The 22,727-nt window shown below is 38.2% G+C and carries 24 protein-coding genes and 1 riboswitch; of the genes, 5 read left to right on the top strand and 19 right to left on the bottom strand.

Annotation, left to right across the window (positions count from 1 at the left end):
- Positions 1 to 10: 10 nt before the first annotated feature.
- Positions 11 to 91, bottom strand: coding sequence for a potassium-transporting ATPase subunit F (locus AC3A54_RS13720; RefSeq protein ID WP_487654903.1), 81 nt, complete (start codon positions 89 to 91; stop codon positions 11 to 13).
- Between the two features lie 461 nt (positions 92 to 552).
- Positions 553 to 694: riboswitch (cyclic di-AMP (ydaO/yuaA leader) on the bottom strand.
- Between the two features lie 237 nt (positions 695 to 931).
- Here AC3A54_RS13720 and AC3A54_RS13715 point away from each other — a divergent pair.
- On the top strand, positions 932 to 1,300 hold the full coding sequence (locus AC3A54_RS13715) for a Na-translocating system protein MpsC family protein (protein ID WP_308080110.1): 369 nt from the start codon (positions 932 to 934) through the stop codon (positions 1,298 to 1,300).
- 18 nt (positions 1,301 to 1,318) lie between these two features.
- On the opposite strand, the gene AC3A54_RS13710 is transcribed toward AC3A54_RS13715, so the two are convergent.
- The 3 genes from AC3A54_RS13710 to AC3A54_RS13700 are packed head-to-tail and all read right to left on the bottom strand — an operon-like array spanning position 1,319 to position 4,419.
- Positions 1,319 to 2,044: a TspO/MBR family protein gene (locus AC3A54_RS13710; protein ID WP_487654843.1), complete on the bottom strand. Its 726-nt coding sequence runs from the start codon at positions 2,042 to 2,044 to the stop codon at positions 1,319 to 1,321.
- A gap of 11 nt (positions 2,045 to 2,055) precedes the next feature.
- Positions 2,056 to 3,492 (bottom strand): cryptochrome/photolyase family protein, encoded by a 1,437-nt coding sequence (locus AC3A54_RS13705; RefSeq protein ID WP_487654842.1) that lies wholly within the window; start codon positions 3,490 to 3,492, stop codon positions 2,056 to 2,058.
- A gap of 18 nt (positions 3,493 to 3,510) precedes the next feature.
- Positions 3,511 to 4,419: a MerR family transcriptional regulator gene (locus AC3A54_RS13700; RefSeq protein WP_487654841.1), complete on the bottom strand. Its 909-nt coding sequence runs from the start codon at positions 4,417 to 4,419 to the stop codon at positions 3,511 to 3,513.
- A 186-nt stretch (positions 4,420 to 4,605) separates the two neighbouring features.
- On the opposite strand from AC3A54_RS13700, the gene AC3A54_RS13695 reads away from it, so the two are divergent.
- On the top strand, positions 4,606 to 5,034 hold the full coding sequence (locus tag AC3A54_RS13695; RefSeq protein WP_487654840.1) for a hypothetical protein: 429 nt from the start codon (positions 4,606 to 4,608) through the stop codon (positions 5,032 to 5,034).
- 24 nt (positions 5,035 to 5,058) lie between these two features.
- Here AC3A54_RS13695 and AC3A54_RS13690 read toward each other — a convergent pair whose 3' ends face one another.
- From AC3A54_RS13690 to AC3A54_RS13665, 6 genes are all read right to left on the bottom strand, one after another.
- Positions 5,059 to 5,922 carry a phytoene/squalene synthase family protein gene (locus AC3A54_RS13690; protein ID WP_487654839.1) on the bottom strand — a complete coding sequence of 288 codons (864 nt, stop codon included), beginning with the start codon at positions 5,920 to 5,922 and terminating at the stop codon, positions 5,059 to 5,061.
- Positions 5,919 to 7,361, bottom strand: coding sequence for a phytoene desaturase family protein (locus AC3A54_RS13685; RefSeq protein WP_487654838.1), 1,443 nt, complete (start codon positions 7,359 to 7,361; stop codon positions 5,919 to 5,921). Before AC3A54_RS13685 ends, AC3A54_RS13690 begins: the two co-directional genes overlap by 4 nt.
- Positions 7,352 to 8,899 carry a phytoene desaturase family protein gene (locus AC3A54_RS13680; RefSeq protein WP_487654837.1) on the bottom strand — a complete coding sequence of 516 codons (1,548 nt, stop codon included), beginning with the start codon at positions 8,897 to 8,899 and terminating at the stop codon, positions 7,352 to 7,354. The genes AC3A54_RS13685 and AC3A54_RS13680 overlap by 10 nt, the downstream gene beginning before the upstream one ends.
- A gap of 248 nt (positions 8,900 to 9,147) precedes the next feature.
- Positions 9,148 to 9,243 (bottom strand): excalibur calcium-binding domain-containing protein, encoded by a 96-nt coding sequence (locus tag AC3A54_RS13675; RefSeq protein WP_487654836.1) that lies wholly within the window; start codon positions 9,241 to 9,243, stop codon positions 9,148 to 9,150.
- Complete coding sequence (locus AC3A54_RS13670; RefSeq protein WP_487654835.1) at positions 9,240 to 9,650, bottom strand: hypothetical protein; 411 nt, start codon at positions 9,648 to 9,650, stop codon at positions 9,240 to 9,242. Before AC3A54_RS13670 ends, AC3A54_RS13675 begins: the two co-directional genes overlap by 4 nt.
- Positions 9,651 to 9,720: 70 nt before the next feature.
- Positions 9,721 to 10,974: an amidohydrolase family protein gene (locus tag AC3A54_RS13665; RefSeq protein ID WP_487654834.1), complete on the bottom strand. Its 1,254-nt coding sequence runs from the start codon at positions 10,972 to 10,974 to the stop codon at positions 9,721 to 9,723.
- 216 nt (positions 10,975 to 11,190) lie between these two features.
- Between AC3A54_RS13665 and adhE the strand changes: the two genes are divergently transcribed.
- Entirely contained in the window at positions 11,191 to 13,791 is a 2,601-nt protein-coding gene (adhE, locus tag AC3A54_RS13660; RefSeq protein WP_487654833.1) for a bifunctional acetaldehyde-CoA/alcohol dehydrogenase, read from the top strand.
- A gap of 64 nt (positions 13,792 to 13,855) precedes the next feature.
- Here the strand turns inward: adhE and AC3A54_RS13655 are convergent, their stop codons facing one another.
- The 4 genes from AC3A54_RS13655 to AC3A54_RS13640 are packed head-to-tail and all read right to left on the bottom strand — an operon-like array spanning position 13,856 to position 16,804.
- Positions 13,856 to 14,317 carry a flavin reductase family protein gene (locus AC3A54_RS13655; protein WP_487654832.1) on the bottom strand — a complete coding sequence of 154 codons (462 nt, stop codon included), beginning with the start codon at positions 14,315 to 14,317 and terminating at the stop codon, positions 13,856 to 13,858.
- 15 nt (positions 14,318 to 14,332) lie between these two features.
- On the bottom strand, positions 14,333 to 14,620 hold the full coding sequence (locus AC3A54_RS13650; RefSeq protein WP_335533841.1) for a hypothetical protein: 288 nt from the start codon (positions 14,618 to 14,620) through the stop codon (positions 14,333 to 14,335).
- A 23-nt stretch (positions 14,621 to 14,643) separates the two neighbouring features.
- Complete coding sequence (locus tag AC3A54_RS13645; protein ID WP_487654831.1) at positions 14,644 to 16,065, bottom strand: radical SAM protein; 1,422 nt, start codon at positions 16,063 to 16,065, stop codon at positions 14,644 to 14,646.
- Entirely contained in the window at positions 16,058 to 16,804 is a 747-nt protein-coding gene (locus AC3A54_RS13640) for a prolipoprotein diacylglyceryl transferase (RefSeq protein ID WP_487654830.1), read from the bottom strand. The genes AC3A54_RS13645 and AC3A54_RS13640 overlap by 8 nt, the downstream gene beginning before the upstream one ends.
- 194 nt (positions 16,805 to 16,998) lie before the next feature.
- Between AC3A54_RS13640 and AC3A54_RS13635 the strand changes: the two genes are divergently transcribed.
- Positions 16,999 to 17,916: a ketopantoate reductase family protein gene (locus AC3A54_RS13635; protein ID WP_487654829.1), complete on the top strand. Its 918-nt coding sequence runs from the start codon at positions 16,999 to 17,001 to the stop codon at positions 17,914 to 17,916.
- 27 nt (positions 17,917 to 17,943) lie between these two features.
- Here the strand turns inward: AC3A54_RS13635 and AC3A54_RS13630 are convergent, their stop codons facing one another.
- On the bottom strand, positions 17,944 to 18,600 hold the full coding sequence (locus AC3A54_RS13630; RefSeq protein ID WP_487654828.1) for a protein kinase family protein: 657 nt from the start codon (positions 18,598 to 18,600) through the stop codon (positions 17,944 to 17,946).
- 151 nt (positions 18,601 to 18,751) lie between these two features.
- Between AC3A54_RS13630 and AC3A54_RS13625 the strand changes: the two genes are divergently transcribed.
- Positions 18,752 to 19,306 (top strand): GNAT family N-acetyltransferase, encoded by a 555-nt coding sequence (locus tag AC3A54_RS13625; RefSeq protein WP_487654827.1) that lies wholly within the window; start codon positions 18,752 to 18,754, stop codon positions 19,304 to 19,306.
- Here AC3A54_RS13625 and AC3A54_RS13620 read toward each other — a convergent pair.
- From AC3A54_RS13620 to miaB, 4 genes are all read right to left on the bottom strand, one after another.
- Positions 19,303 to 19,521, bottom strand: coding sequence for a hypothetical protein (locus AC3A54_RS13620; RefSeq protein ID WP_487654826.1), 219 nt, complete (start codon positions 19,519 to 19,521; stop codon positions 19,303 to 19,305). The two genes, AC3A54_RS13625 and AC3A54_RS13620, sit on opposite strands and share 4 nt — an antisense overlap.
- Positions 19,522 to 19,637: 116 nt before the next feature.
- Entirely contained in the window at positions 19,638 to 20,183 is a 546-nt protein-coding gene (locus AC3A54_RS13615) for an outer spore coat protein CotE (RefSeq protein WP_487654825.1), read from the bottom strand.
- A 248-nt stretch (positions 20,184 to 20,431) separates the two neighbouring features.
- Positions 20,432 to 20,887, bottom strand: a complete 456-nt coding sequence (locus AC3A54_RS13610) for a YlbF/YmcA family competence regulator (protein WP_487654824.1) — start codon at positions 20,885 to 20,887, stop codon at positions 20,432 to 20,434.
- Position 20,888: 1 nt separating this feature from the next.
- Positions 20,889 to 22,433: a tRNA (N6-isopentenyl adenosine(37)-C2)-methylthiotransferase MiaB gene (gene miaB, locus AC3A54_RS13605; protein WP_487654823.1), complete on the bottom strand. Its 1,545-nt coding sequence runs from the start codon at positions 22,431 to 22,433 to the stop codon at positions 20,889 to 20,891.
- Positions 22,434 to 22,727: the final 294 nt, after the last annotated feature.

The raw sequence follows: 22,727 nt of genomic DNA, 5'->3' as shown, positions 1-22,727 counted from the left end.
TTTATTTCAATTAAAATTTTTCAGGATGAATAAGTACATATCCAAGATACACAAACAAAACAGATGTAATGATTCCTATAAAAACTAGCATTACTTAACACTCCCTTTCTGAATTACAGAATCAGCCCAACGAACAAGTCCCAGCATTACTGCTCCCAAACCAAAAATGGCAGCTACCATTAGAATATCTAGCATTTAAATCCCCCCCTTTTTTGATTATTCATCCAGTGACATTTACAAAACATCACCATATGAAAGCATAAAAAATAGACCATACGTACTCCTTCCCCAGTTGAGCAATTGAGACCAAGAACCAGAATAGAAACACCTCAAAAAGAGATATTCCTGTAAAGGATTCTTGTCATAATTGATCATATTGGAGAAAAAGTATGCATGGTCTACTTAGCGCCCAGCAAGCCTGTAAGGCTTCCTTTGCGTCCTGTCTTCCAGTTTACTTTTTCTAAAAATAGGCATAATAAAAAGACCTACTTAGTTTCTCAGGCTGCCCTCTTGCTTAAAAACAAAAAAGCCCCCTGAATAAGGTGGTCTTTAGACCTCCTTCGCTTTAGCCGACGAAGTTAGCTGACGGGTAGGATGGCGAAAGAGTTTCTCATCCCTTCTGGTTCCCCAGAATTAACCCCAAAAAATTGGTTCCTCCGTTCCTGAATAAATCAGGATTAAGCCGTCTATTTACTTATGCTGTTATTCTATTTCGTTAATTAGTATTTGTAAACAGCCAATTTTATGTAATATTCCGCTGAATTTATAGGTTTTTTTTGGTTTTTCATTAATTATCTCTTAATTTCTCATTTTTTCTCTTTATTTTACTTTTAATGCCTATTTTTTTTACTATTGACATTATATAAATTGCAAGTAATATAATGTTCATGATTTAGATAGAAATATGTAAATAGATCCGGGGGTTTTGGGGATGGCTAATTCTAAGAGGAAACTAGAGGCTGAAATCAGCTCAGCATTTATTAAATTTCAGAGAGAATTACTTGGACGTGGTCCACAGGAAGCAAAAACATACATCGTACAGGACATGGTCATAACACGCTTCAAAGGCGTATTAACCACCGAGGAGAAGCATCTTGTAACCCACGACACAGGCAGAAAACTAGTAAAGCAAATGAGACAAGTCTTACGTGAAATGTATAGTCATGATTTTGAAAAAATAGTAGAAGAATTTACAAAATGTAAGGTCTTATCTAGTCATAGTGATATTAGTACAAAGATTGGAGAAAGAATTGAGGTTTTTATTGTTGATAAAGATTTAGAAAAATCACTTGAAGACTAGCTTAAAAAGCTCTACCTCTCAAGTAGAGCTTTTTCCTTTATTGACCCATAGAAAAATTAGTAATGCTATTGATAGTACGTAAGAAACGTAACTTACACTAGGAAAGGAATCTTGATTTTTTACACCAATTCCAATCAAAGCCCATATAAATACCAAGACATAATAAGTGTCTTTTTCTTTAATATAAAAAATCCCCGCCAGTAATGCAGCGACCCATAGCATAATAACGGTCCACACAATTTGTGATATTCCCCAGCCATTCCATTGAATATAAACCAGATAATAGCTAATATTTGCAATCAATGCCACACTCACCCATCCCAAATAGATGGATATAGGGATTACATCTATCTTTAGAGGGTGAAAGCTTTTTACTTTTTTATATAGAAAAATAAGTGTAATCAAAAAAGCAATCATGACTAAAACGGTATAGAAAAAGTACTCATAATGCCATAAAAAAATCCACAGGATATTTAACATACAGGTAAGCAGAAAAAGTCCACTAGTAGATTGGTAAAGAGGAAGATTTCTTCGGTTCTTCGGCAGCTGTCTGAGCACCCAGATAAAGAGTAATAAGTAAATGAGTCCCCAAATACTAAATACATAGCCTGCAGGTGTAAATAACACATTTAACCTATTAGAAATTTCGCCCGTAGTCTGTCCGTTTAGCGGCAAAGTATTAGCTAATGCATTAACAATAACCACTAATAATAGACCAAGAAAATTTAAACCAAACCGAATCATCCTATTCCCCCTTACTTTTTTATTAGATTGTATGCCTCTAACGCTCTTTCCCTTGCAAAAGAATGTTCAACAATGGGAAAAGGATAGGAAGTACCTAGCTCTACCCCTGCCTCACGGAGGATCGCATCAGACGCTGTCCATGGGCAATGGATATATTTAGCCGGCAGGTGTTTTAATTCTGGTACCCATTGACGAATATAGTCGCCAGCTTCATCAAATTTTTGTCCTTGGATAATGGGATTAAATATTCGAAAGTACGGTGCTGCATCAAACCCACAGCCAGATACCCATTGCCATCCCATCGAATTATTTGCCAAGTCTGCATCCAGCAGCGTTTCCTCAAACCATGAAGCCCCTCTTTGCCATGGTACCAATAAATGCTTTACTAAAAAGGAGGCGGTTACCATCCGGACCCGATTATGCATCCAACCGGTTTCCCATAATTCTCGCATCCCGGCATCAATTATTGGAAAGCCCGTTCTACCTTGTTTCCATGCAGCAAATTCACCCTCCCGCTCCTCCCAAGGGAAAAACATGAATTCCTTACGGAGAGGGGAATCAATCATTTCTGGGAAAGAAACAAGTTGATGGTAACCAAATTCCCTCCATACTAACTGTCTTAAAAATCCGTCAATATCTTTCTGACCATCGTTAGAAACAATATTCTCTTGTTCCACTAATTGATGCCACATCCACCTCGGACTAATTTCTCCCCAGGTTAGATGAGGAGACAGTCTTGAAACTTGTTGAACAAATGGATAGTCTCTTTTTATCGAATATCCTGACAGCCTTTCCTCTATAAATTGCTCCCACTGAGCTAATGCCCCTTTTTCCCCCGGCACCCAATAACCCTTAAATTTTTTATACCATGCTCTAGTTGGCAATAAACCTAGTTCTTCTATATTTAAAGTTTTGATATCTGAATGTGTACTATTGAAGTTGGTAGGTAAGCTTTTGGAAAGTGGAATAGGCCTCTGTAAGCATTTCTTCCAAAAAGAGGTAAATACTTTATAGGGCTGACCTTGATTATTGACTATTGATAAAGGTGGAAACAACAGGTTGGAGTGAAAGCTTTTTACCTCTATACTTTCCTTTTCTAGAGCTTCTTTAATCTGTTGGTCGCGAAATCTAATCTCAGGCTCGTATCTTTCATTAAAAAATACAGCCTGAGCGCCTGTTTCTTCAATCAGTTCCTTAAGTATAGGAATGCTCCTACCTTTTCGAACAATTAACTTTGCTCCCCGGACTTGTAATGCTCGGTCTAATTCTATCAGGGAATGGTGGAGCCACCAGGAAGCAGCTTCACCAACTACCTTTTTTGTTTCTTCCTCAGGCGGACAGATAAAAACAGGAACAATACTCCCTTGCTCAACTCCTGAAAATAATGCTTCATTTTCTTGAATTCGCAGGTCTCTGCGAAACCAAATGATCGTTTTTCTTTGTTGCATCTTTCTCTCCGTCCCGTTTTATACTAAAACCTCATCTAATGTGTGAGTTAAGTGGATATACTGTAACTGGATTCTGTTTGCCAAATATTTTACGGCTCCCGGTCCCCCTATGTAAAACTGAGTTTTCTTACAATCAGAAGCAAAACTCTCAAGCTTGGATAATATTCCCGGGTCCTGTTCGAAAGGAAATGTCGTGGTAGCTGACAAAATCACTTTATCTGGCTCCAATTTTTGAACCGTCTTTTCAATTGACCCTTCAGCTGGGGAAGCGCCTATTAAGATCGTTTTCCACCCCTTTAACATTGCTTGAATAAGGAGGATGAGAACTGGAACTTCATGTTGTTCATACGGCAAACAGGCACCTAAAAGGGTCGGTGAATTTTCCCTGTATTTAAAATTCCTTCTTAATTGAACAAGAAAATCTCGTACTGTAAGACTTGCAAGCGATTCCTGATACTCTCCCCATTGCCCCTTTTCCCATCGATTCCCAACTTCATGTAAAAACGGGATCACGACAGATTGAATGAAAAATTCTAATCCCTTTTGGTGATAGGCCTGTTGGAGAATAATATTCATTGCGGCTTCGTTGCAGTGGGTGCCTTCCTTCAGCAAATCGAGAACAAATTCGTTTAACTCCTCATATTGATTCTTCTTTTTCCAGCCAGCATCCAATAGGCTATGATCAGTTGGAGAACCACCCTTCTCTACAAGATATGCTGCTTGTTTAACGGTATGTCCCTGGTCAACCAATCCTTTGACTTTCAATATGGTATTAATATCTACCTCACTATATATCCGATATCCATTTTCTAATCTTTCAGGATTAACAATTTGGTATCTCTCTTCCCATTTTCGAATAACCTGTTTTGACAATCCGGTAATTTCAGATACTTGTTGGATAGAATAGGTTGCATTTTCGATATTCATTTCTATTTATTTCATCCTCTCGGCATGTTGGAAAAAACTTCTCATGACTATTTAGTCCAGTATATACCAAGCCACAACCTTGTACAACGCCAGAAAAACAACTATACAAACATTTGACATACTTCCTTCATCCAAAGATAATAAAAGAAAATCCATAGTGATGGAATAAGGAAATGAGGACATTCATTGGAAAAACTACAGATAAAAAAAGCTGTCCTTGCTGGGTTGATTTCTGGTGTATTTTTGGGCCTATTTTTGAAAGTGGTTGAAAAGACTACTTCTCTTAAGGTTTATACACTATTATTAAATGTGGATTATGTTCCTATCATTCAACGTTTTGAGGTTTCTGAGATCATTGAATTTAGTATCCACTTATTTATTTCTGTTGTTATGAGCGTATGTTTACTATTTTTACTTAACAAAAAATATATCCCCACCAAAAAAAGAATCCTATTCATTACCCTAATTTGTTTAGTTATCGGGATCTTTCTGTATCCTACGACCCTTTTATCAGACCGCACACCTTCAATATCCAATCTTCCGGCTTTAGGTTTTTGGCTTTTGGGTCATTCCCTTTACGGTGGGATGTTGGGTTTCCTATTAAAAAATAGTTAGAGAGTGCTTAATAGGTGGATCTTACTAAGCTTCAATGCAGTGAACCTCATTTTGGATGGATCCTTGAAGAGCTGCCAAAAGTATCATTTTCTTTTTCTTGTCACTCACGATCGCTCTACTTGTATACACTTGGTACTCATTCTGTCTTACTGCCTCCATAATGGCTGCATAATAACCTGAAGCTAGTTTAATAGAAAAGGCGCTCTTTTCAGGATAGGATTCAATGTTTTCTAACCCCTTTGAAAACCAATCCTCAGCCACATTCATTAGACCCGTTATCATTCGCTTAAAGCGAAAATTGACAACGTTTGTCTCAAACTCCTCTTGTGTATAATGATATTGCTCCATCCATTCCCTAGGAATATATCGGCGTCCTCTTTGTTGATCTTCTCCTATATCCCGGATAATGTTCACAATCTGCATCGCTTTTCCAAGGTACACGCCCGCAAGTTCTACCTCACTCGAAGGTTGATCATGAAGAACAGGAAGAAGCATCTCCCCCACAGAACCGGCGACTCTTTCACAATATAATTCGAGCTCTTCCATTGTTTCATAGTTTGTTAGGGTCGTATCCATTTTCTGCCCGGATATCTGCTTATAAAACGGCTCTTTTGAAATGGGAAAGCTACTAAATAGCCACCTTAAACATGGCCAGATAAAGTGACCCTCCGCTGTTTCCACATGATCAATTAAAGTCTCAAGCTCGCTTAATGTATAGGGTGAGGATTCCGGCTGATCAACAGAATCATCAATCATTCTACAAAAAGCATAAATAACAAACACCGCTTCTTTTCTTGGTGAAGGTAAAAAACGAAAAGCCGCATAAAAGCTCGCAGAATGCCTCTTCATCAATTCCTCACAAGCAGAGATTAAGTTTGAATCAATCACGTTCTCAGCTCCTTTTTTATTAGCTCACTTAATAGTCGCGCCCCCTGTAGCACGATTGGAATACCCCCACCAGGGTGAATCGAGGCTCCCACACTGTACAATCTATCAATCTTAAAGGGAGATAACTGCGGTCTAAATCCTCCTGATTGAAATAGATTAGGAGCAATCCCAAAGCTTCCCCCTTGATATAATCCGTCACGAATTGAATCTGCCGGGGTACGAATCTCCATCCATTCCACCGCTTCACGCAAACCGATAAAGTGCTTTTCTGCTTTCATTAAAACCTGCTCAGCTAGCATCGGTCCTGTAGTTTCCCAATCGATCTGATCTCCTGACGGTACTGGAATTAAGAAATATAGAACACTTTCCCCAGGTGGAGCCGCTTCATCCTCCAGTGCAACCGGATTAAACACATAATAGGATGGGTCTTCAGGTATTTGTTTTGTCTTAAATACTTGAGTCATATTCTTTTCAAAATCTTTCGGCAAAAAGAACTGATGGGCTTTTGCCTTTGGAAATCGCTTTGAAACACCAAGGTAAATCAACACACAGCCGGAAGAAGGCTGAAATTTCTTGTCCTTTTTCTTTTTTCCCATCATTGAATAAAGATTGGGAAAATCACCATTAAAAATAACTGCATCGTAGAAAGTCGTTTCGTTATTCACAGACAAACCTTTGCACACACCCGCTTCAATGAGGAGGCGATCCACTTTTGAATGGAGATTAATTTTAACTCCCTGTTCTATACATGCTTTTTCTAAAATGGGAATAAGACTCCCGTACCCTCCCTTTAAGTACCAAATACCATGGGCATGCTCACTATAGGAAACTAATCCGTATAGGGCCGGCACCTCATATGGCGAACCACCGATATACAGAGATTGTAAGGAGTAAGCCTCTTGAAGTTTAGGATGAGAAAAATAAGAGGCATTAAAATTCTTTAAGGTTTTGTATGCTTTGGATTGTGCTAATAGTTTGATATTTTCTATCGTTAGAAAATCCTGCTTGCGTTTAAATGTCTTGCTCAAAAAAGCTTCCATCCCTAATTCGAAAACGTTGGCCATATCTGAAAGGTATTTTAGAAGATTCTTTGACTCCCCAGGAAACTTCTGCTCCAATTCTTTAAGCTGTGTGGGTAAATCTCTGTACTTCGTATACGTTGACCCATCATGAAAATGAAGATCATATAAAGGCTCGCATGGAATCAATGGAATATCTTCCTTCGAGATTCCAGCCTCTTCTAAAATACTTAATAAAAGCTCCGGTAAAAGTACGATGGTCGGTCCTTGGTCAATTTGGTAACGTCCGTTGCCTTGGAAGGTCAGCCTTCCACCCAGGTATCCTTCCTTTTCAAAAATGGTTACTTGATGGCCTTGTTTTGAAAGCAGCAAGGCAGATACCAAGCCTCCAACCCCAGCCCCTACAATGCCTATTTCCATAGCACGGGCTCCTTCCTGTCTAAGGAATGTTGCTTTTCCTTATAGAGGTTATTTTTCACATATTTCTGGTTTAATAGAGTGGCACTGATTTTGGCTGATTCAAAAATCGTTGGTAAACCGCTGCCAGGATGTGTTCCTCCACCTACTAAGAAACAATGATCCACATCCTCAAATTTGTTATGCGGACGGAAGTACATCATTTGACTCAGGTTGTGAGCAAGACTAAAGGTAGCTCCTTTATAGACATACATTTCATTTTGCCAATCGAGCGGAGTAACGATTTTTTCCACCTCAATATGGGATCTAATATCATGTAATTCAGGTTCTAATTCTAAACGGGATAAAACCTTTTCCCTTACTCCATGCTTCTCTTTTTCCCAATCAATATCTGCCTGTAAATTAGGAACTGGCATGAGCACATATAGAGCCGACTTCCCTTTTGGCGCAAGAGTTGGATCAAGCCTTGAAGGATTATGGACATAAATGGATGGATCCTCAGATAACTTCATCTCTTTGGTCATCTCATCCACATTTTGTTTATAGTCTTCAGCAAAAAGGATCATGTGGTGCGGCAAATTTAATGGTTTATTTATCCCTAAATACAGCATAAAGGTGGAGCAAGAGAGTTTCTTCTTTTCGAGATTTTCCTTACGGTATTTCTTTAAATCCCTTTGCTTGAAAAGGTTAGTTGCTGCATGCCCGAAATCAGCATTAATAATGACATCATCTGAAGGCACCATTTCCCCATTTTCAAGGAGAACTCCCACTGCCTTTTTCTCTTTTACCACTACTTGCTTAACACCCGTACCGGTATGGATTTTCCCGCCATACTCCTCGATAACTTGTGCCATTGCTTCACAAAGCTTATTCACCCCTCCTATTGGATGAAACAACCCAAAACGGTGTTCTAAATAAGAGAGAATAGTAAACGTTCCGGGACATTCCCAAGGTGACATGCCCAAATATTTTGCCTGGAAGGAAAAGGCCCATTTCAACCTCTCGTCATTAAAATAGTTTGATAATCGGCCATATACCGTATCAAGAGCATTTAATTTTGGGAAGGCAGATACCATATTTCTTGTTATAAGATCGGTTATTTTTGTAAATGGCTGTTGAAGCAGTTTGGTTACCCGGTCAAACTTTTCTCCCTCAATCTTCATGAATTGATCGTAACCAGCTCCATTACCCGGGAACTTATTTTCAATTTCCTGTATCATTTCCTCGTAATTACGGGTAGGTGTAAAAGATAAGCCTTTAAATTTTAATGTATATAATCGATTAATCTCCTGTATCTGAACGTAGTCTTGTAATTGGCGTCCTGCCATCTGAAAGATTTCTTCCAGAATACCTGGCATCATAAAAAAGGTGGGTCCTAAATCAAAGTTGTACTCACCCAAGGTTAATCTAGAAGTCCTCCCCCCGATATATGACTGTTTCTCATAGACCACTACCTCATAACCCTTGGCTGCAAGCAGCATAGAGACAGCTAACCCACCTGGTCCTGCTCCGATGACAGTTACTTTTTTACTCCTGCTCAAGTGTCGCCACCTCCTTTATCAGTTTATTTAGATTATACATATCGTATAACTTTTGTACAATGTTTTTGATGAGAAATTATACATATTTATTTTCACTTAATGTCCTAAAAAACCTCAACTTCTATAGAAACTTCTGTCAAACTAATCAAATCTCGTACAACGTTTGTATAATCTACATATACAAAAAAGTCTCTTCCACTTAAATGGAAGAGACTTTTTGCATTATATATAAGTACAGGTTGACTTGCTTATCGCTCGCACGCCCAATTATCTTTATCCCTATCATGCCTTGCTTCATAGGCAGGATGTGTAGATGGTACTCCATTAGGATATACCTTTCTCATTTCAGTACAATTTTTGAAGGATTCTGTTTTACCAGTTGATTCACTCCCTGAAGTTGTTCCTCCTGAAGTGCCTTCACTTGATGATGTCGTCGAACTATTATTAGATTTCGATGAATTTTTCTCCCATCTGAAGTCACTATCGTGTCTCCATCAACGACTCTTCCAACAGTAATAAGCTCTAATCCCCATCGCTTTGCCAAATCTTCATTCTGTTGCTCTGAGTCAGCTTGTGTCTCCTGTTCTTCCTTTTCAGCCTTTACTTGTTCTTCAGGCGATTTTTGTTCTTTAACCGCTGCTTTCTCTTTCGTTTCCTCTTTTTCTATATTCGGTTGGGTCTGAGAACAGCTGGTTAATATGATGGAAGAAGTTAAGAGAAGAGCTAGTACAAAAAGAAACCCTTTTACCATTTTAATAATTCATTTCCCCTTTTAACAAACTGAAGAATTGAAAAAGGAACCCTTAAGGTCCCTTCATCAATTATATGATCGAATTATACACCTTTTCCATCACGTTTTTAAAGTTTTCATCTATTTCTTTTTCGTTGATTGTTAACAGCTCTCGATCAAACATGACCCATTGACCATCAATCATAACATGAATAATGTTTTCTTCTTTTGTTTCAAATATCAAATTATGAACAACAGTAGAAAATTCTTTGCTATTAATCTGTGGAATCAATGGATCCTTTTTAATAAACACCAGATCCGCTTTGTACCCTTCCTTGATTGCTCCTAGATCATTCTGCAGATATGCCTTTGCTCCATTCACAGTTGCCATTTTAAAAATATCTTCCGCCTGGAAACGATTAAATGGACTGCTTAGTTTTAATAAATAATAGGCAGTTTTCATCGTTTCCCAAATATCTACGCTAGCAAAATCAGTTCCAAGGCAAACATTTACACCCTTTTCAAGCATTTTACTTACAGGTGCCATACCTGCGCCCGACCACAAATTCGAATTAGGGCAGTGGACGACAGATGATTGAGTTTCGGCAACGAGTTCAATATCCTTCTCACTCATATGTACTCCATGATAAAGAACCGTTTTATCATCCAACAGCCCCTTCTCTTTATATAACTCTATTGAAGACCTTTCAAAATTTGCGTAAATGATATCTCGTCTCCAATCATTCTCCATACAGTGAGTCATGTAAATCGTGTCATACTCATTTTTCGTCCGAACGCAAGCATCTAACGATTCTTCTGTAATATCTTCCTCTTCTAACAAATGAGTCCCGAACGAAACGTTCCCCACATATTTTTGATAGGATTCCTCTATTTTCTTATGTGTATCTAAAATCCCTCGCAAACCTATTTTATCAATCGCTCCGGCCACTAAATCAGGCCAATAGGCCGGTTCATTTTCACTAACGAAGGTAATTCCTTTCTTCACCGTCTCCGCGTTAGCCTTTAAGCAAACCCATTCATATTCCTCACTTGATAATTTGTCCAAGTTCTCGAAGAATTGTGTTTGAATCCTTCCTTGCTCACTATCATTACACCAGGATTCAATCTTCATATCTCTAGCAATTCCTTTTGCTAATAAGGAATATCCATGGAAATGCGCGTTAAATAGGCCAGGAATAATAATATAATCCTGACAATCTATTATTTTATCATCATTAACTACATCGTTTTCACAATCAATCTTAATGAAACCATCATGAATGAAAAGATCACCATTCACCAAATTACAATTTTCGTCTAAGTAACTAGCATTTTTAAAAAGCATGTCTTCACTCCATGTATTAATTTTCCATACTTACCAAACAATTGTACACCAAAAAAGCGGTTCAAAACTACTTTTCGAACTTTTTTCGAACATTCTCTAATCTAAGTGGAATCGCCAAAATTCTCCGCATTATTCTACAAATTTCTATTTTAGACATTGATATATTTTAAGACAGTACAAGGGTAAAAAATTTTTTCTATTTAAGGAGGAAGTTTTATGGCAGTAGAAGAAAAAGCACTTGAACAAAAGCAAATTGGAGCAATGATTGAGAGGCTTGCTCAAAAAGGTGAACAGGCATTAAATGTATTCCGCACCTTAAATCAAGAAAAAGTCGATCAAATTGTTAAAAGTATGTCTCTCACTGCTTTAGAAAATCATGATAAGCTCGCTAAAATGGCTGTAGATGAAACCAATCGAGGATTATTTGAAGATAAGATTTCAAAAAACATGTTCGCAACGGAGATGATTTATAACAGCATTCGTAACCTTAAAACCGTAGGCATTATAAGTGAAAACGAGCATGAAGGTACATATGAGCTAGCTGAACCCGTCGGTGTAATTGCGGCGCTTGTCCCCATTACGAACCCTACATCGACAGTCATTTATAAATCACTCATTTCACTAAAGACAAGAAATCCAATTATATTTTCTTTTCATCATTTATCTCAGAAATCTGGAATTATAACTGCACAGCTCCTGAGGGAAGCTGCGATTAAAGCGGGCGCCCCTGAAAATTGCATTCAATGGTTAGATGAGCCCTCCCGTGAAGCCATTCATTCTCTCATGAGACATCCAAAAGTATCACTCATCCTTGCTACTGGGGGATCAAGTATGGTTAAGGAAGCTTACAGCTCCGGCAAACCTGCAATTGGGGTCGGTCCTGGCAACGTCCCTTGCTATTTTGAAAAAACAGCCAATGTGAAGAGTTCTGTCCAAGATCTGCTTCTATCCAAGACATATGACAATGGGATGATCTGCGCATCTGAGCAGGCCCTCATTATTGATAAAGAAATCTATTCGGAAGTCATTTCTGAAATGATGGCTAACAAGTGTTATTTTCTTAACGAAACTGAAAAACAACAATTGGAACATCTAGCGATAAAAAAAGATACTAGTTCCCTTAACCCAATGGTTGTTGGGTTACCCGCCTTTAAAATCGCCGAAATGTCAGGTATTGAAGTTCCGTTAGAAACGAAGGTACTTGTGGTTGAATTAGAAGGGGTTGGACCAAATTACCCGCTTTCCTGTGAGAAATTAAGCCCGATTCTTGCCTGCTACAAGGCAAATAATGTGGAGGAAGCTTTCGATCTTGCTGAACAGACATTAGAATATGGCGGACTAGGTCATACCGCTTCCATCCATACTTCAGATGATAGAATTATTGAACAGTTTGCGATGAGAATGAGAGCAGGAAGGATTCTTGTTAACACACCATCCGCTCAAGGAGCAACGGGTAATGTATATAATGATTTTCTACCTACCCTAACCCTCGGCTGCGGTACCTATGGTGGAAACTCCGTCTCAGTTAATGTAGGAGCCATGCATTTACTAAATATTAAAAAGGTAGCAAAGAGAAACATCAATGCCCAAGTCCTAAGAACTCCACCACAAATCTATTATAAAAAGAACTCCATCCAGACTTTAGAATTTATTCCTGATATTTCAAATGCATTTATAGTAACTAGTCCAAGCTCAATCAGAAATGGCTATGTAGATAAGGTCATTCATTTTCTAAAAAAACGACCCGATTTTAAACATTTTGATATTTTTTCAGAAGTGGAGCCTGATCCAAATATTGAAACCGTCCAAAAAGGAGCAGAATGTATGAGACATTCCCAACCGGATGTCATTATTGCTTTGGGAGGCGGTTCTGTCCTTGATGCAGCGAAGGCCATGTGGCTCTTCTACGAACATCCTGATACTAACTTCGATGCATTAAAACAAAAATTCTTAAACCCAAGAAAACGCGTAGTCACCTATCCAAAATTACGAGGTAAAGCAACGCTTATTGCCATTCCAACGACCTCTGGAACAGGTTCTGAGGTGACTTCCTTTGCAGTTATTACGGATAAAAAAGCAAATATAAAATATCCTCTATCAGATCCTGAACTCTTACCGGATATTGCTATTATTGACCCGCAATTTACGATGACAGTACCTAAGCATATTACCGCTGATACCGGGATGGATGTATTAACCCATGCACTTGAAGCGTATGTTTCAGTTGTCGCAAATGATTTTACAGACGGTCAAATTATCAAAGCTATTCAGCTTGTGTTCGAATACTTGCCAAGAGCTTACCATGATAGCACTGACGCTCTTGCAAGAGAAAAAATGCATTATGCATCAACCATGGCTGGACTTGCTTTCAACAATGCTTTTTTAGGAATAAATCATAGTCTTGCTCATGCATTAGGGGCTGAGTTTCACATTGCACACGGGCGAGCAAATGCAATTTTCCTGCCGCATGTCATTCGTTATAATTCGAAAAAACCTACAAAGTTTACTCCGTTTGCTGGTTACGAATATTTTATCGCCGACCAGCGATATGCTGAGCTTGCTAAGATGCTTGGTTTGCAAGCTCGAACAACGGAGGAAGGGATCGATAGTTTAATTGGAGCTATTATCAACCTAGCTAAAGAGCTAGACATGCCATTGAGCATTGAAGAATGTGGTATTAACTATTCTGAATTTGAAAATAAAGTTGACCTATTGGCCTTACATGCATTCAATGATCCAGATACGAATGTCAATCCGAAGCGCCCGCTAACTAGGGAATTGGCAGAGATATTACGGCAAGCCTACAAAGGGATTTAACCGTAAAGAACAAAAGGAAGGGGCATTTGAATTAGCCTCTTCCTTTCTTACAGAATACCTTCAATTAATCAGCTAGTGACCGGTAACGTCCACTGAAATAAATTAGTGGCTCGGCATCCTCGATGTGAATAGCTGTCACTTTTCCAATCAACAAGGTATGATCTCCTTCGATATGTTCTGCCGATACTTCGCAGGCAATCTGCGCAACCGCCCCTGCTAATACTGGTTTTCCATCTAGATAGTCAAACACTACTTCTCGGTGCTCCTTAATCTGCCCAGCAAAAATCATTGAGAGTTCTTGTTGGTCGGCAGATAGAATATTGACAGAGAACATCTTACTCTTTTTTATTTTCTCAAGAATTCGAGCTTTTTCAGCTACAGAAATGACTACAAGCTTCGGATTAAGTGAAACGGACATAAAAGCGTTAGCTGTCATGCCCTGTACATCACCGTCTACCTCTGTAGCTACTACAGTTACCCCTGTCGCAAATTTTCCCATAGCGTTTCTAAACTGACGATCATCCATTTAATCTCCTCCTCTTCATCCGCCAAGATTGTAAAGAATGATTCCAAAACAGGCAGTAAATAACAAAATATTTAATCCCAACCCTATTAATGCTCCTTGACCTAATCGTTTCCTCCCCTTTGCAAAGCTTACAATTGGTATCACAATAATGGCGACTACTGCTATACATACATAGGCCATAAATATAGGTGAAACTACCAGTAATATGAATAAGCCTAAAAGGTAAATACCCATGCTCAAACCAATTCCAAGCCATAAATCTTTTAATGAGCCATCCTTCTGGGTCTTTTGGTTATGAGTCATTCCTTGTTCTCCCCTCACCTTTGTTATTCGGCATTTATGAAAGTTCTAGCCTCTAACTCTGCTTGAATCTTTTTTAGTTCCTGCTCTTTCTCATCGCGATAAAATAAATTGTACGTATCAAATGGGATGATTCTACCATCTGGATGAGCGATATGAACGCAGGATTTTTTAACGGATCGCACATCAAAATTGTACGCATCTAAAAACTGCATAATGATGACCCGAAATACGTTATCATAGCCAATTTCGCCTGGCATAGATACTTTTGGCAAACAGCAGAGTAAATCCTTTAGGGAGAGTGAGGCAGAATCGGGTGAATGATTTAAAGAAAATAATTTAAAAATCATATTTTTGATATTGTCATCCTGTTCAAAAACAATGGTATTGCGTTCACCTTCTAATAAAATATTAGGATCAATAAGGCCAGTTAATGGTGTTGCTTCGCCGTTCATTTTTAATGCATACCCCATTGCCAAACAGTCCGGGTGGCAGGGAACAGGAATAATATCCTTTGAGCCAAAAACATTGGATTGTTCAATGATCATCTGTCTTACTTCACTAAGTGTAAGGCGATTTGTCGCTGGATCGTATTCTTCCAATCTCCCTGCAGCCTGAATCGGTTGGAAGGTAACTCCTCGAACACATTTCTGTTTTAACCCATATTGAATAATTTTGCCGACCTCATGATCATTTAAGCCCTTCTTTAAGGTTACAACCAAGGTTGTAGAAATATTAAATTCATTTAAATGTTCAATTGCTTTTTTTCTTACATCCCTTAAATCTACCCCTCTTAATTCTTCTAGTGTTTCTTTTTCAAAGCTATCAAACTGGAGATAAATTTCAAAACCAGGAGTGTAAGTGGCAAGCCTTCTCACAAACTCTTTATCTGTTGCCATGCGAAGACCATTGGTATTCACCATTATATGTCGGATCGGTCTTGATTTTGCCATATCAAGTATGTCAAAAAACTGTGGATGGATGGTGGGTTCCCCGCCACTAATCTGAACAATATCTGCGTGTCGTTCATTTTTAATGATATTATCGAGCATGAATTCAATTTTCTCTAAGCTTCGGAAGCTTCCTTTTTGAGGAGAGGATTCCGCATAGCAGATGGGGCATTTTAGGTTGCATCTTTCCGTAATTTCTAAAAGCGTCAAACAGCTATGCTGTTCGTGGTCCGGGCAAAGTCCACAATCATATGGGCAGCCATATTTAATAGGTGTATTCCATCGGTATGGCATTTCCGATGGTTTAATAAACTCACGACACCATTTATAATAAGCGACATCAGTTGAAATCAAGACCTTCTCCCTACCGTGCTTCATACAATGCTTCACAAGGTATACCTTTTCATTTTCAATAATCACTTTCGCTTCTACCTTTCGCAGACAGGTAGAACAGATACTGTTTGTCAGTTCATAAAATAAATAGGGACGGTTAGGCATGAATTTCTCTCCTTTTTTCGGTTTGTTTTTTACTGATCAGCCATATGTAATACGTAATTCCTAGTAAACTAGCAAGTTGGATATTATTTAGAATCCAGTAAGGATGTGGAGTTGGTTTAATAAAATCGATCATTAGGCGAAAGAAAAGATACCCTAGCATAAATAATTGAAATAACAGACCTTCCCACCCTAAATGTTTTCTATTTAAATAAATAAGAAAGAAGATGAGGATGCCTAAGAAAGCGATTTCATACAATTGAGTGGGATGCCGAAGAATACCATCTCCAAAATCTACGCCCGTTGCCCATGTGGTTGGAACACCATAGGTATGATCATCTAAACCAGTTAAGAAGCAGCCAATTCTTCCAATCATCATTCCAACAGAAAGAGGTAAAACGAAATCATCCCCCGTTGAACGCGTCCATCCAATGCATTTCTTAGCTGTCTCCACCCCAATTAAGCCGCCTAACAATCCGCCCACAATTGTTTTTCCCTCTACTAAATAAATTAGGTTATTCCAGTTTTCCAGTGTCTTCACCGGATCTTCTAACCAATAAAGAAGTTTTGAACCTATGGCAGCACCTAATGTTGCACCAACTATCACCCAAAGTGCTTTATCCATAGGTATTCGTTCCTTATTTCTTGTATATAAATATACGCGAAATCCAATAAAATAGGCTAAGGATTCAAATATCAAATGCGGATGCACACCAAAAATATAGAAAGGGAAATTCATCATCTACTACTCCTTTCTTTACTATATTCTTCCATGATGATAAATATATTAACACAATTTTTCAAAAAAACTGTAAATTTTTCCGAAAATACAAATCATTTCAGTAATAGAAAGAATAAAAGCAAAACCGTCCAAATATTTAATAGATTTGTGCTACTATTAATTCGACACCTTTTAAAAAAATGGAGGTTATCATCATGAAAATATTAGTTGTTGGAGCTGGTGCGGTCGGAGGTTATTTTGGCGGCCGATTAGCTGAAAAAGGAGAAAATGTTACCTTTCTTGTTCGGGAAAATAGAAAGAAACAGCTAGAACAAAATGGACTACTCATCCAGAGCATCCATGGAAACATACATATAAAGCCACAACTACTTCTCTCTGGAGAGGCAGCAGAAGCCTTTGACGTTATATTGATGTCCACGAAGGCTTATCACCTTGATTCGGCAATTGAGGACGTCCGCCCTTACATTGGAAAGGATACTATGATCCTACCGCTTCTGAATGGGATGTCACACATCGACAAGCTGGTTGAATCCTTTGGTGAAAAAAATGTCCTTGGTGGGCTTTGCTTTGTGGAATCCACCCTTGACCAGCATGGAACCATCATTCAAACTAGTCCTATCCACGACCTAGTGTATGGTGAAAGAAATGGAGAAAAATCTGAACGAATAACACGTTTAGAGAACGTTCTTACGGGGACAAAAGCCAATATTCTGCTTTCAGATAAGATTAACCAAGAGATGTGGGTAAAATATTTATTCATTTCCACTCTTTCCGGAATCACTTCCTTGTTTAGGTCTCCAATCGGACCCATCCTTGAAAATAAAGAGGGACTAAATACGATTGAGAAGGTGCTGCATGAAACGGCTACTATTATGAGAAGTATCCATGCACCCCTGCCAGAAGGTATTGAAGACTTACAAAAGGATAAATTACTAGCCATGAATTATGAAATGAAGTCCTCGCTCCAACGAGATATGGAAAAGAGTTTGCCCATTGAAGCAGATCATTTATATGGTTACCTATTAAACTTAGCTAACATAAACGATATCGATGCTCCCACTTTAATAATCATTAACCTGAATTTAAAAATATATGAAACAATGAACCTCTAAACAGTACTTGGGGAAATAATTATTAGTTTATTTATTTCCCTTTTTCTTTTTCAATTTCCTGTAAAAGCGATAGCCTTTTCTTACACCGTCCACGATAAAAAAGGGTATGGGCGGATGGAATTTAAGTATATAGGGCCTATAAATCTTGTAATATGCTTTTTTCAAATCTTTCCACTTGTGGCATATACCCTGTTTATAGAAATCAGATACGTCTACGATATACCCTCTTCCGTTATGCATCACGACGTTTTTACCATGAACATCAAAGGGATTTAAGCCAATTTTTCTTGCGTATTCTAATCCAGCATCGATATCCTGAATCACATTTTCAGGTATAGGTACACCCTTTACTAAAGCATCAAATAAAGTAATCCCTTCCAGCTTTTTTAAGATCAAATAATTTTCTCCATAGTCTAAAAGTCTGGAATAGGATTCATGGTTTCCTAATTTTTTATATACCTCTATTTCCTTCTTCAGCTCTTCAGGGTTCCGTCCATAAATTTTTACGACCCAGTTAGGATTGGACTCATGAGCAAAAACTCCCGCGTAATTCCCGCTTCCGATAGTCCTCCACGACTTGGATTGATTTTTTACAATAATGGGATCGAATGGGCCGGGCGATTGTAATTCAATTTTGGTTAATAACTCATTTTCTATTAGCCTTATATATTGTGCGATTTGCATCCGTACCCACCTTCTCTACTCTTCCGATAATATTACATAAATCATAATGTTTTTACTCCATTTCTTCAACCGTATCTTTTCAGCAGTAAGAAACCATAGTACACTTAGAAATAGTTATAATTTGTTCATTATTTAAAAGTGAGGAGATACTGTGAATTTTCCCATTTTAGAAACAAAGAGACTGAAGTTAATTGAAATTACGCATCAGCATGTTGATTCCATTTATGAGGTATTATCTTTAGAAGAAGTAACACGTTTTTACGGAACGAATCGTTTTACCCTACCAATTGAAGCTTCTAGATTAATTGACATGTTCCACAAAAACTTTCATGAAAAAAAAGGGATCCGCTGGGGAATTAAAGTAAAAGAAAATCAAAAGATTATTGGTACAGTAGGGCTGAATGCTTTACATATGAATAATAAGAGGGCTGAAATTGGCTACGAATTACATCCCACGTTTTGGAGAATGGGATATGCCTCTGAAGCTATAAAAGAAGTATTGGCGTTTAGTTTTAATCAATTACATTTGTATCGGTTAGGAGCAGTCGTCTTCCCCGAAAATGAAGCTTCCATCAATTTGCTTATGAAACTAGGCTTTGAGCAAGAGGGCCTTCTACGAGGGTATATTCATCAAAATGATGAATTCCATGATACATGCGTACTATCTTTGTTGCAGCCTGATTGGAAAAGAAGCCAGGAAAATTAGTTCTCCTGGCTTCCATTATTCTCAAAGAAATTCTTCATTGCCTCTGGATCATGTGCTTTTCCATTGTGATAATAAGGATTATCTTCTGATGGTTCTTTTGGGTCGAGGTTCGTTTTGATTACTAACATCGGTGAGGAAGGACTTTCAGCAATCATTCTGTCATTTAATTGATCAAAATCAGACATCTTTTTATTTCCAGGTTGTCTCGGCTCCAACACAAACACCTCCTAGGAATAGCTTGCTGATATTGTCAGTATAACATTCATTAAATTTCCAAAACCTCATAATTCAGAACAGAAAAAAACTAGGAAGTTTTACCTTCCTAGTGGCCTTACTCTTCTTCTGAGCCGACTAAGAACTCTGGATTAAGATCCTCAAATTCTTCGTCGTCTACATCCAATCCCCAATCATCGTCACAGTCTTTGCAGCCATCAGAACTAACGCGAACACAAACCTTTGTTTCGCCAATTACTTCTACAAGGAATTCCCTTTCGACGTGAACGATGATTCGATTACCGTTAGGGGAAATGACTGCTTCCACACAGTTTGGCTGTTGCAACACTTTAGCGCAAATTTCACTGTCATCGATACAGTCATGATCACGATACTTTAACTTGATAACATCAGTATATTGTACCCGTTCAGTTACTACCTCTGTTTTGGTATTATCATTAAACGAGTACCATACATTGATATCATAGTGACCGTGAATCTCTACAGTCTTACCTACTTTTTTCGCGTTGTATTTATGGTTGATAATCCAACAACCAAGAATACTTGTTGGACTGTGCGCCGGGCTAATCGTATGATTGGACTGGGTGAATTTACGTCCTTTCGCTACTACGGCCTTCGTAATTATCTCTCTATATTCTCCCATTTCGCGCGAACCCTCCTCATTCAGTTTCATTTCATCGTATGCTAAATTGTAGACTAGTGTGATATATAATTTTGTGAATACTGGTTAAAAGTTTAGTCATAGTTCATTTTATGCGGGATTTAATGGTGTGTGCCTCTCTTGCCTGTACTTAAAAATGGAGGTCTCTTATGGAGATTCACTCGAGGAGTATACTCATTCTTGAAAAAGAAAGAGGCTGACTCTTTATTTGAGTCAGCCTCTTAACCTAATTAATGCTCGTGATCACAATCGTCGTGGCCATCACAAGATCCGCCGCCATGTTTCATGCTACCGCCTGTTTCACCCATTAATACATCGCCGCCTGTGGAAGTAATAATCTCATCAGTGACTGTGTTTGAAATAGTCGATGCAATTAGTTGCAATAACTCATTAACTTCTAATTGGGATTGCTTAAAATCCTGGACAACAGGAATTTCATCTAGTTCCTGTTCAATTGAAGCAATTTTATCTTCAACCTTCTTTAATGCCTCTGGTTTTCCATAATGTTGTAGATTAACTGCCTGCTTCTGAAGGCCTTTAATATCTGCAATTAATGTTTTTACCTTTGAATTTTCATGGATATGAGTTTCTGCTCGTTTGAAGAAGTCAACTTCCTCAGTTTCTGCTATCATACGTGCCAAATCTGCTGCACGAGCGACGATATCGTCTTTAGTATACTTCGCCACTTTACTTCACCTCTACTGGTTCTAATTCTTCCACCATTTCTCCGTTTAATGACCATGTTTTTGCTTCTGTAATTTTTACTTTTATAATTTTGCCAATCGTTGATTTTGGTGCAACAACGTTGACAAGCTTGCTTCTTGTTGTGTAACCAGCAAGAACATTAGGGTTGTTCTTGCTCTCCCCTTCGATCAGTACATCAAGAACCTGACCTTCATGTTTTTTCATTGCTTCTAATGACATTTCATTAACAAGCTTGTTCAGACGCTGTAAACGTTCTTTCTTAACTTCCATTGGAACATTGTCTTCCATTTTGGCTGCTGGTGTTCCTTCACGCGGAGAATAAATAAATGTATACGCTAATTCATACCCTACTTCACGATAGAGAGACATTGTCTCTTCAAATTGCTCATCCGTTTCGTTCGGATATCCCACAATAATATCAGTGGTTAATGCAACATTTGGAATCGCCGTTTTAATTTTTCTAACAAGCTCTAAATATTGTTCTCTTGTATATTTACGAGCCATGATTTTTAATACATCCGTTGAACCTGACTGGACTGGCAAGTGGATATGATCCATTAGATTGCCGCCTTTAGCTAGAACTTCGATTAAATAATCATCAAAGTCACGCGGATGGCTTGTAGTGAAACGAATTCGCGGAATATCAATCTTACGTAATTCATCCATTAAGTCACCTAGACCATAGTTCATTCCTTCTAAGTCTTTACCATAGGCATTAACGTTCTGACCTAGGAGAGTTACCTCCTGGTAGCCCTGTGCTGCCAAATGACGTACTTCCTGGATGATTTCTTCTGGTCTGCGGCTACGTTCCTTACCGCGTGTATAAGGTACAATACAATACGTACAGAACTTATCGCAGCCATACATAATGTTAACCCATGCTTTAATCTTGCCACGACGTACCTTTGGAAGGTTTTCAATAACGTCTCCTTCCTTGGACCATACTTCAACAACCATTTCCTTTGACATATATGCTTCATGAAGGATGTTCGGCAGGCGGTGGATATTATGAGTACCAAAAATCATATCTACTTGGTTATACGTCTTTAGAATTTTATTAACGACGGACTCTTCTTGAGACATACAGCCACAGACACCTATAAGTAAGTCTGGCTTCTCTAATTTTAGTGCTTTCAGATGACCTAATTCACCAAACACTTTATTTTCAGCATTCTCGCGAATTGCACATGTGTTTAGTAAAATTACATTTGCATCTTCTGTATTATCAGTAGGCTCGTATCCTAACGCTAAAAAGATCCCAGCCATTACCTCTGTATCATGCTCGTTCATTTGGCAACCGTACGTACGGATATAGAACTTTCTGCCTTCACCCATTCCACGGAACTCTTCTGGAATAGCAAAGTCATTGTGATACTTTACTTCTTCTTTACCACGTTTCTTCGCATCCTTTAAAGAAGGTGCAGTAATTACTTGCTCAAAGTACTTGCTGTAATCCTTGGCGGATTTTTTGTCCGAAGAATTAGCCGTTTCTACTTGTTGACCTTCTAAACGTTGCTTTTCATTCATTTGGTTCAAAATCCCCTTTCTTACAAGTTAACATAAACTGATTGCTTCTATTAGTTTCATTATTATTCTTTGTGCTAAGAATAATTTTTTGGTTAATCTGCACATTATTATAGTATAAAGGTTTACTGTAATGAAAACAATAGAAATCCCTGTAAACACGCCCTTTTAGAGGACATTGCTAATCATCTAAAATAAAAAATTAGCCAATTAATAATTGTACTGGATTCCAAGTAAAATTAATGTGATGTAACTCACTATTTTTCATAAAGGTTCTGTTAAAATTGTCTGTTGATT

It is taken from the genome of Neobacillus sp. Soil_C_43, from assembly GCF_057656715.1.
This window is presented reverse-complemented; position numbering and strand designations above follow the sequence as displayed.

Excerpts from the sequence above, each read along its gene's own strand:
- AC3A54_RS13720 (WP_487654903.1), bottom strand. The coding sequence starts at position 91 with ATGCTAGTTTTTATAGGAATCATTACATCTGTTTTGTTTGTGTATCTT.
- AC3A54_RS13715 (WP_308080110.1), top strand. The coding sequence starts at position 932 with ATGGCTAATTCTAAGAGGAAACTAGAGGCTGAAATCAGCTCAGCATTT.
- AC3A54_RS13710 (WP_487654843.1), bottom strand. The coding sequence starts at position 2,044 with ATGATTCGGTTTGGTTTAAATTTTCTTGGTCTATTATTAGTGGTTATT.
- AC3A54_RS13705 (WP_487654842.1), bottom strand. The coding sequence starts at position 3,492 with ATGCAACAAAGAAAAACGATCATTTGGTTTCGCAGAGACCTGCGAATT.
- AC3A54_RS13700 (WP_487654841.1), bottom strand. The coding sequence starts at position 4,419 with ATGAATATCGAAAATGCAACCTATTCTATCCAACAAGTATCTGAAATT.
- AC3A54_RS13685 (WP_487654838.1), bottom strand. The coding sequence starts at position 7,361 with ATGGAAATAGGCATTGTAGGGGCTGGGGTTGGAGGCTTGGTATCTGCC.
- AC3A54_RS13675 (WP_487654836.1), bottom strand. The coding sequence starts at position 9,243 with ATGAGAAAGGTATATCCTAATGGAGTACCATCTACACATCCTGCCTAT.
- AC3A54_RS13670 (WP_487654835.1), bottom strand. The coding sequence starts at position 9,650 with ATGGTAAAAGGGTTTCTTTTTGTACTAGCTCTTCTCTTAACTTCTTCC.
- AC3A54_RS13665 (WP_487654834.1), bottom strand. The coding sequence starts at position 10,974 with ATGCTTTTTAAAAATGCTAGTTACTTAGACGAAAATTGTAATTTGGTG.
- adhE (WP_487654833.1), top strand. The coding sequence starts at position 11,191 with ATGGCAGTAGAAGAAAAAGCACTTGAACAAAAGCAAATTGGAGCAATG.
- AC3A54_RS13655 (WP_487654832.1), bottom strand. The coding sequence starts at position 14,317 with ATGGATGATCGTCAGTTTAGAAACGCTATGGGAAAATTTGCGACAGGG.
- AC3A54_RS13650 (WP_335533841.1), bottom strand. The coding sequence starts at position 14,620 with ATGACTCATAACCAAAAGACCCAGAAGGATGGCTCATTAAAAGATTTA.
- AC3A54_RS13645 (WP_487654831.1), bottom strand. The coding sequence starts at position 16,065 with ATGCCTAACCGTCCCTATTTATTTTATGAACTGACAAACAGTATCTGT.
- AC3A54_RS13640 (WP_487654830.1), bottom strand. The coding sequence starts at position 16,804 with ATGATGAATTTCCCTTTCTATATTTTTGGTGTGCATCCGCATTTGATA.
- AC3A54_RS13635 (WP_487654829.1), top strand. The coding sequence starts at position 16,999 with ATGAAAATATTAGTTGTTGGAGCTGGTGCGGTCGGAGGTTATTTTGGC.
- AC3A54_RS13630 (WP_487654828.1), bottom strand. The coding sequence starts at position 18,600 with ATGCAAATCGCACAATATATAAGGCTAATAGAAAATGAGTTATTAACC.
- AC3A54_RS13615 (WP_487654825.1), bottom strand. The coding sequence starts at position 20,183 with ATGGGAGAATATAGAGAGATAATTACGAAGGCCGTAGTAGCGAAAGGA.
- miaB (WP_487654823.1), bottom strand. The coding sequence starts at position 22,433 with ATGAATGAAAAGCAACGTTTAGAAGGTCAACAAGTAGAAACGGCTAAT.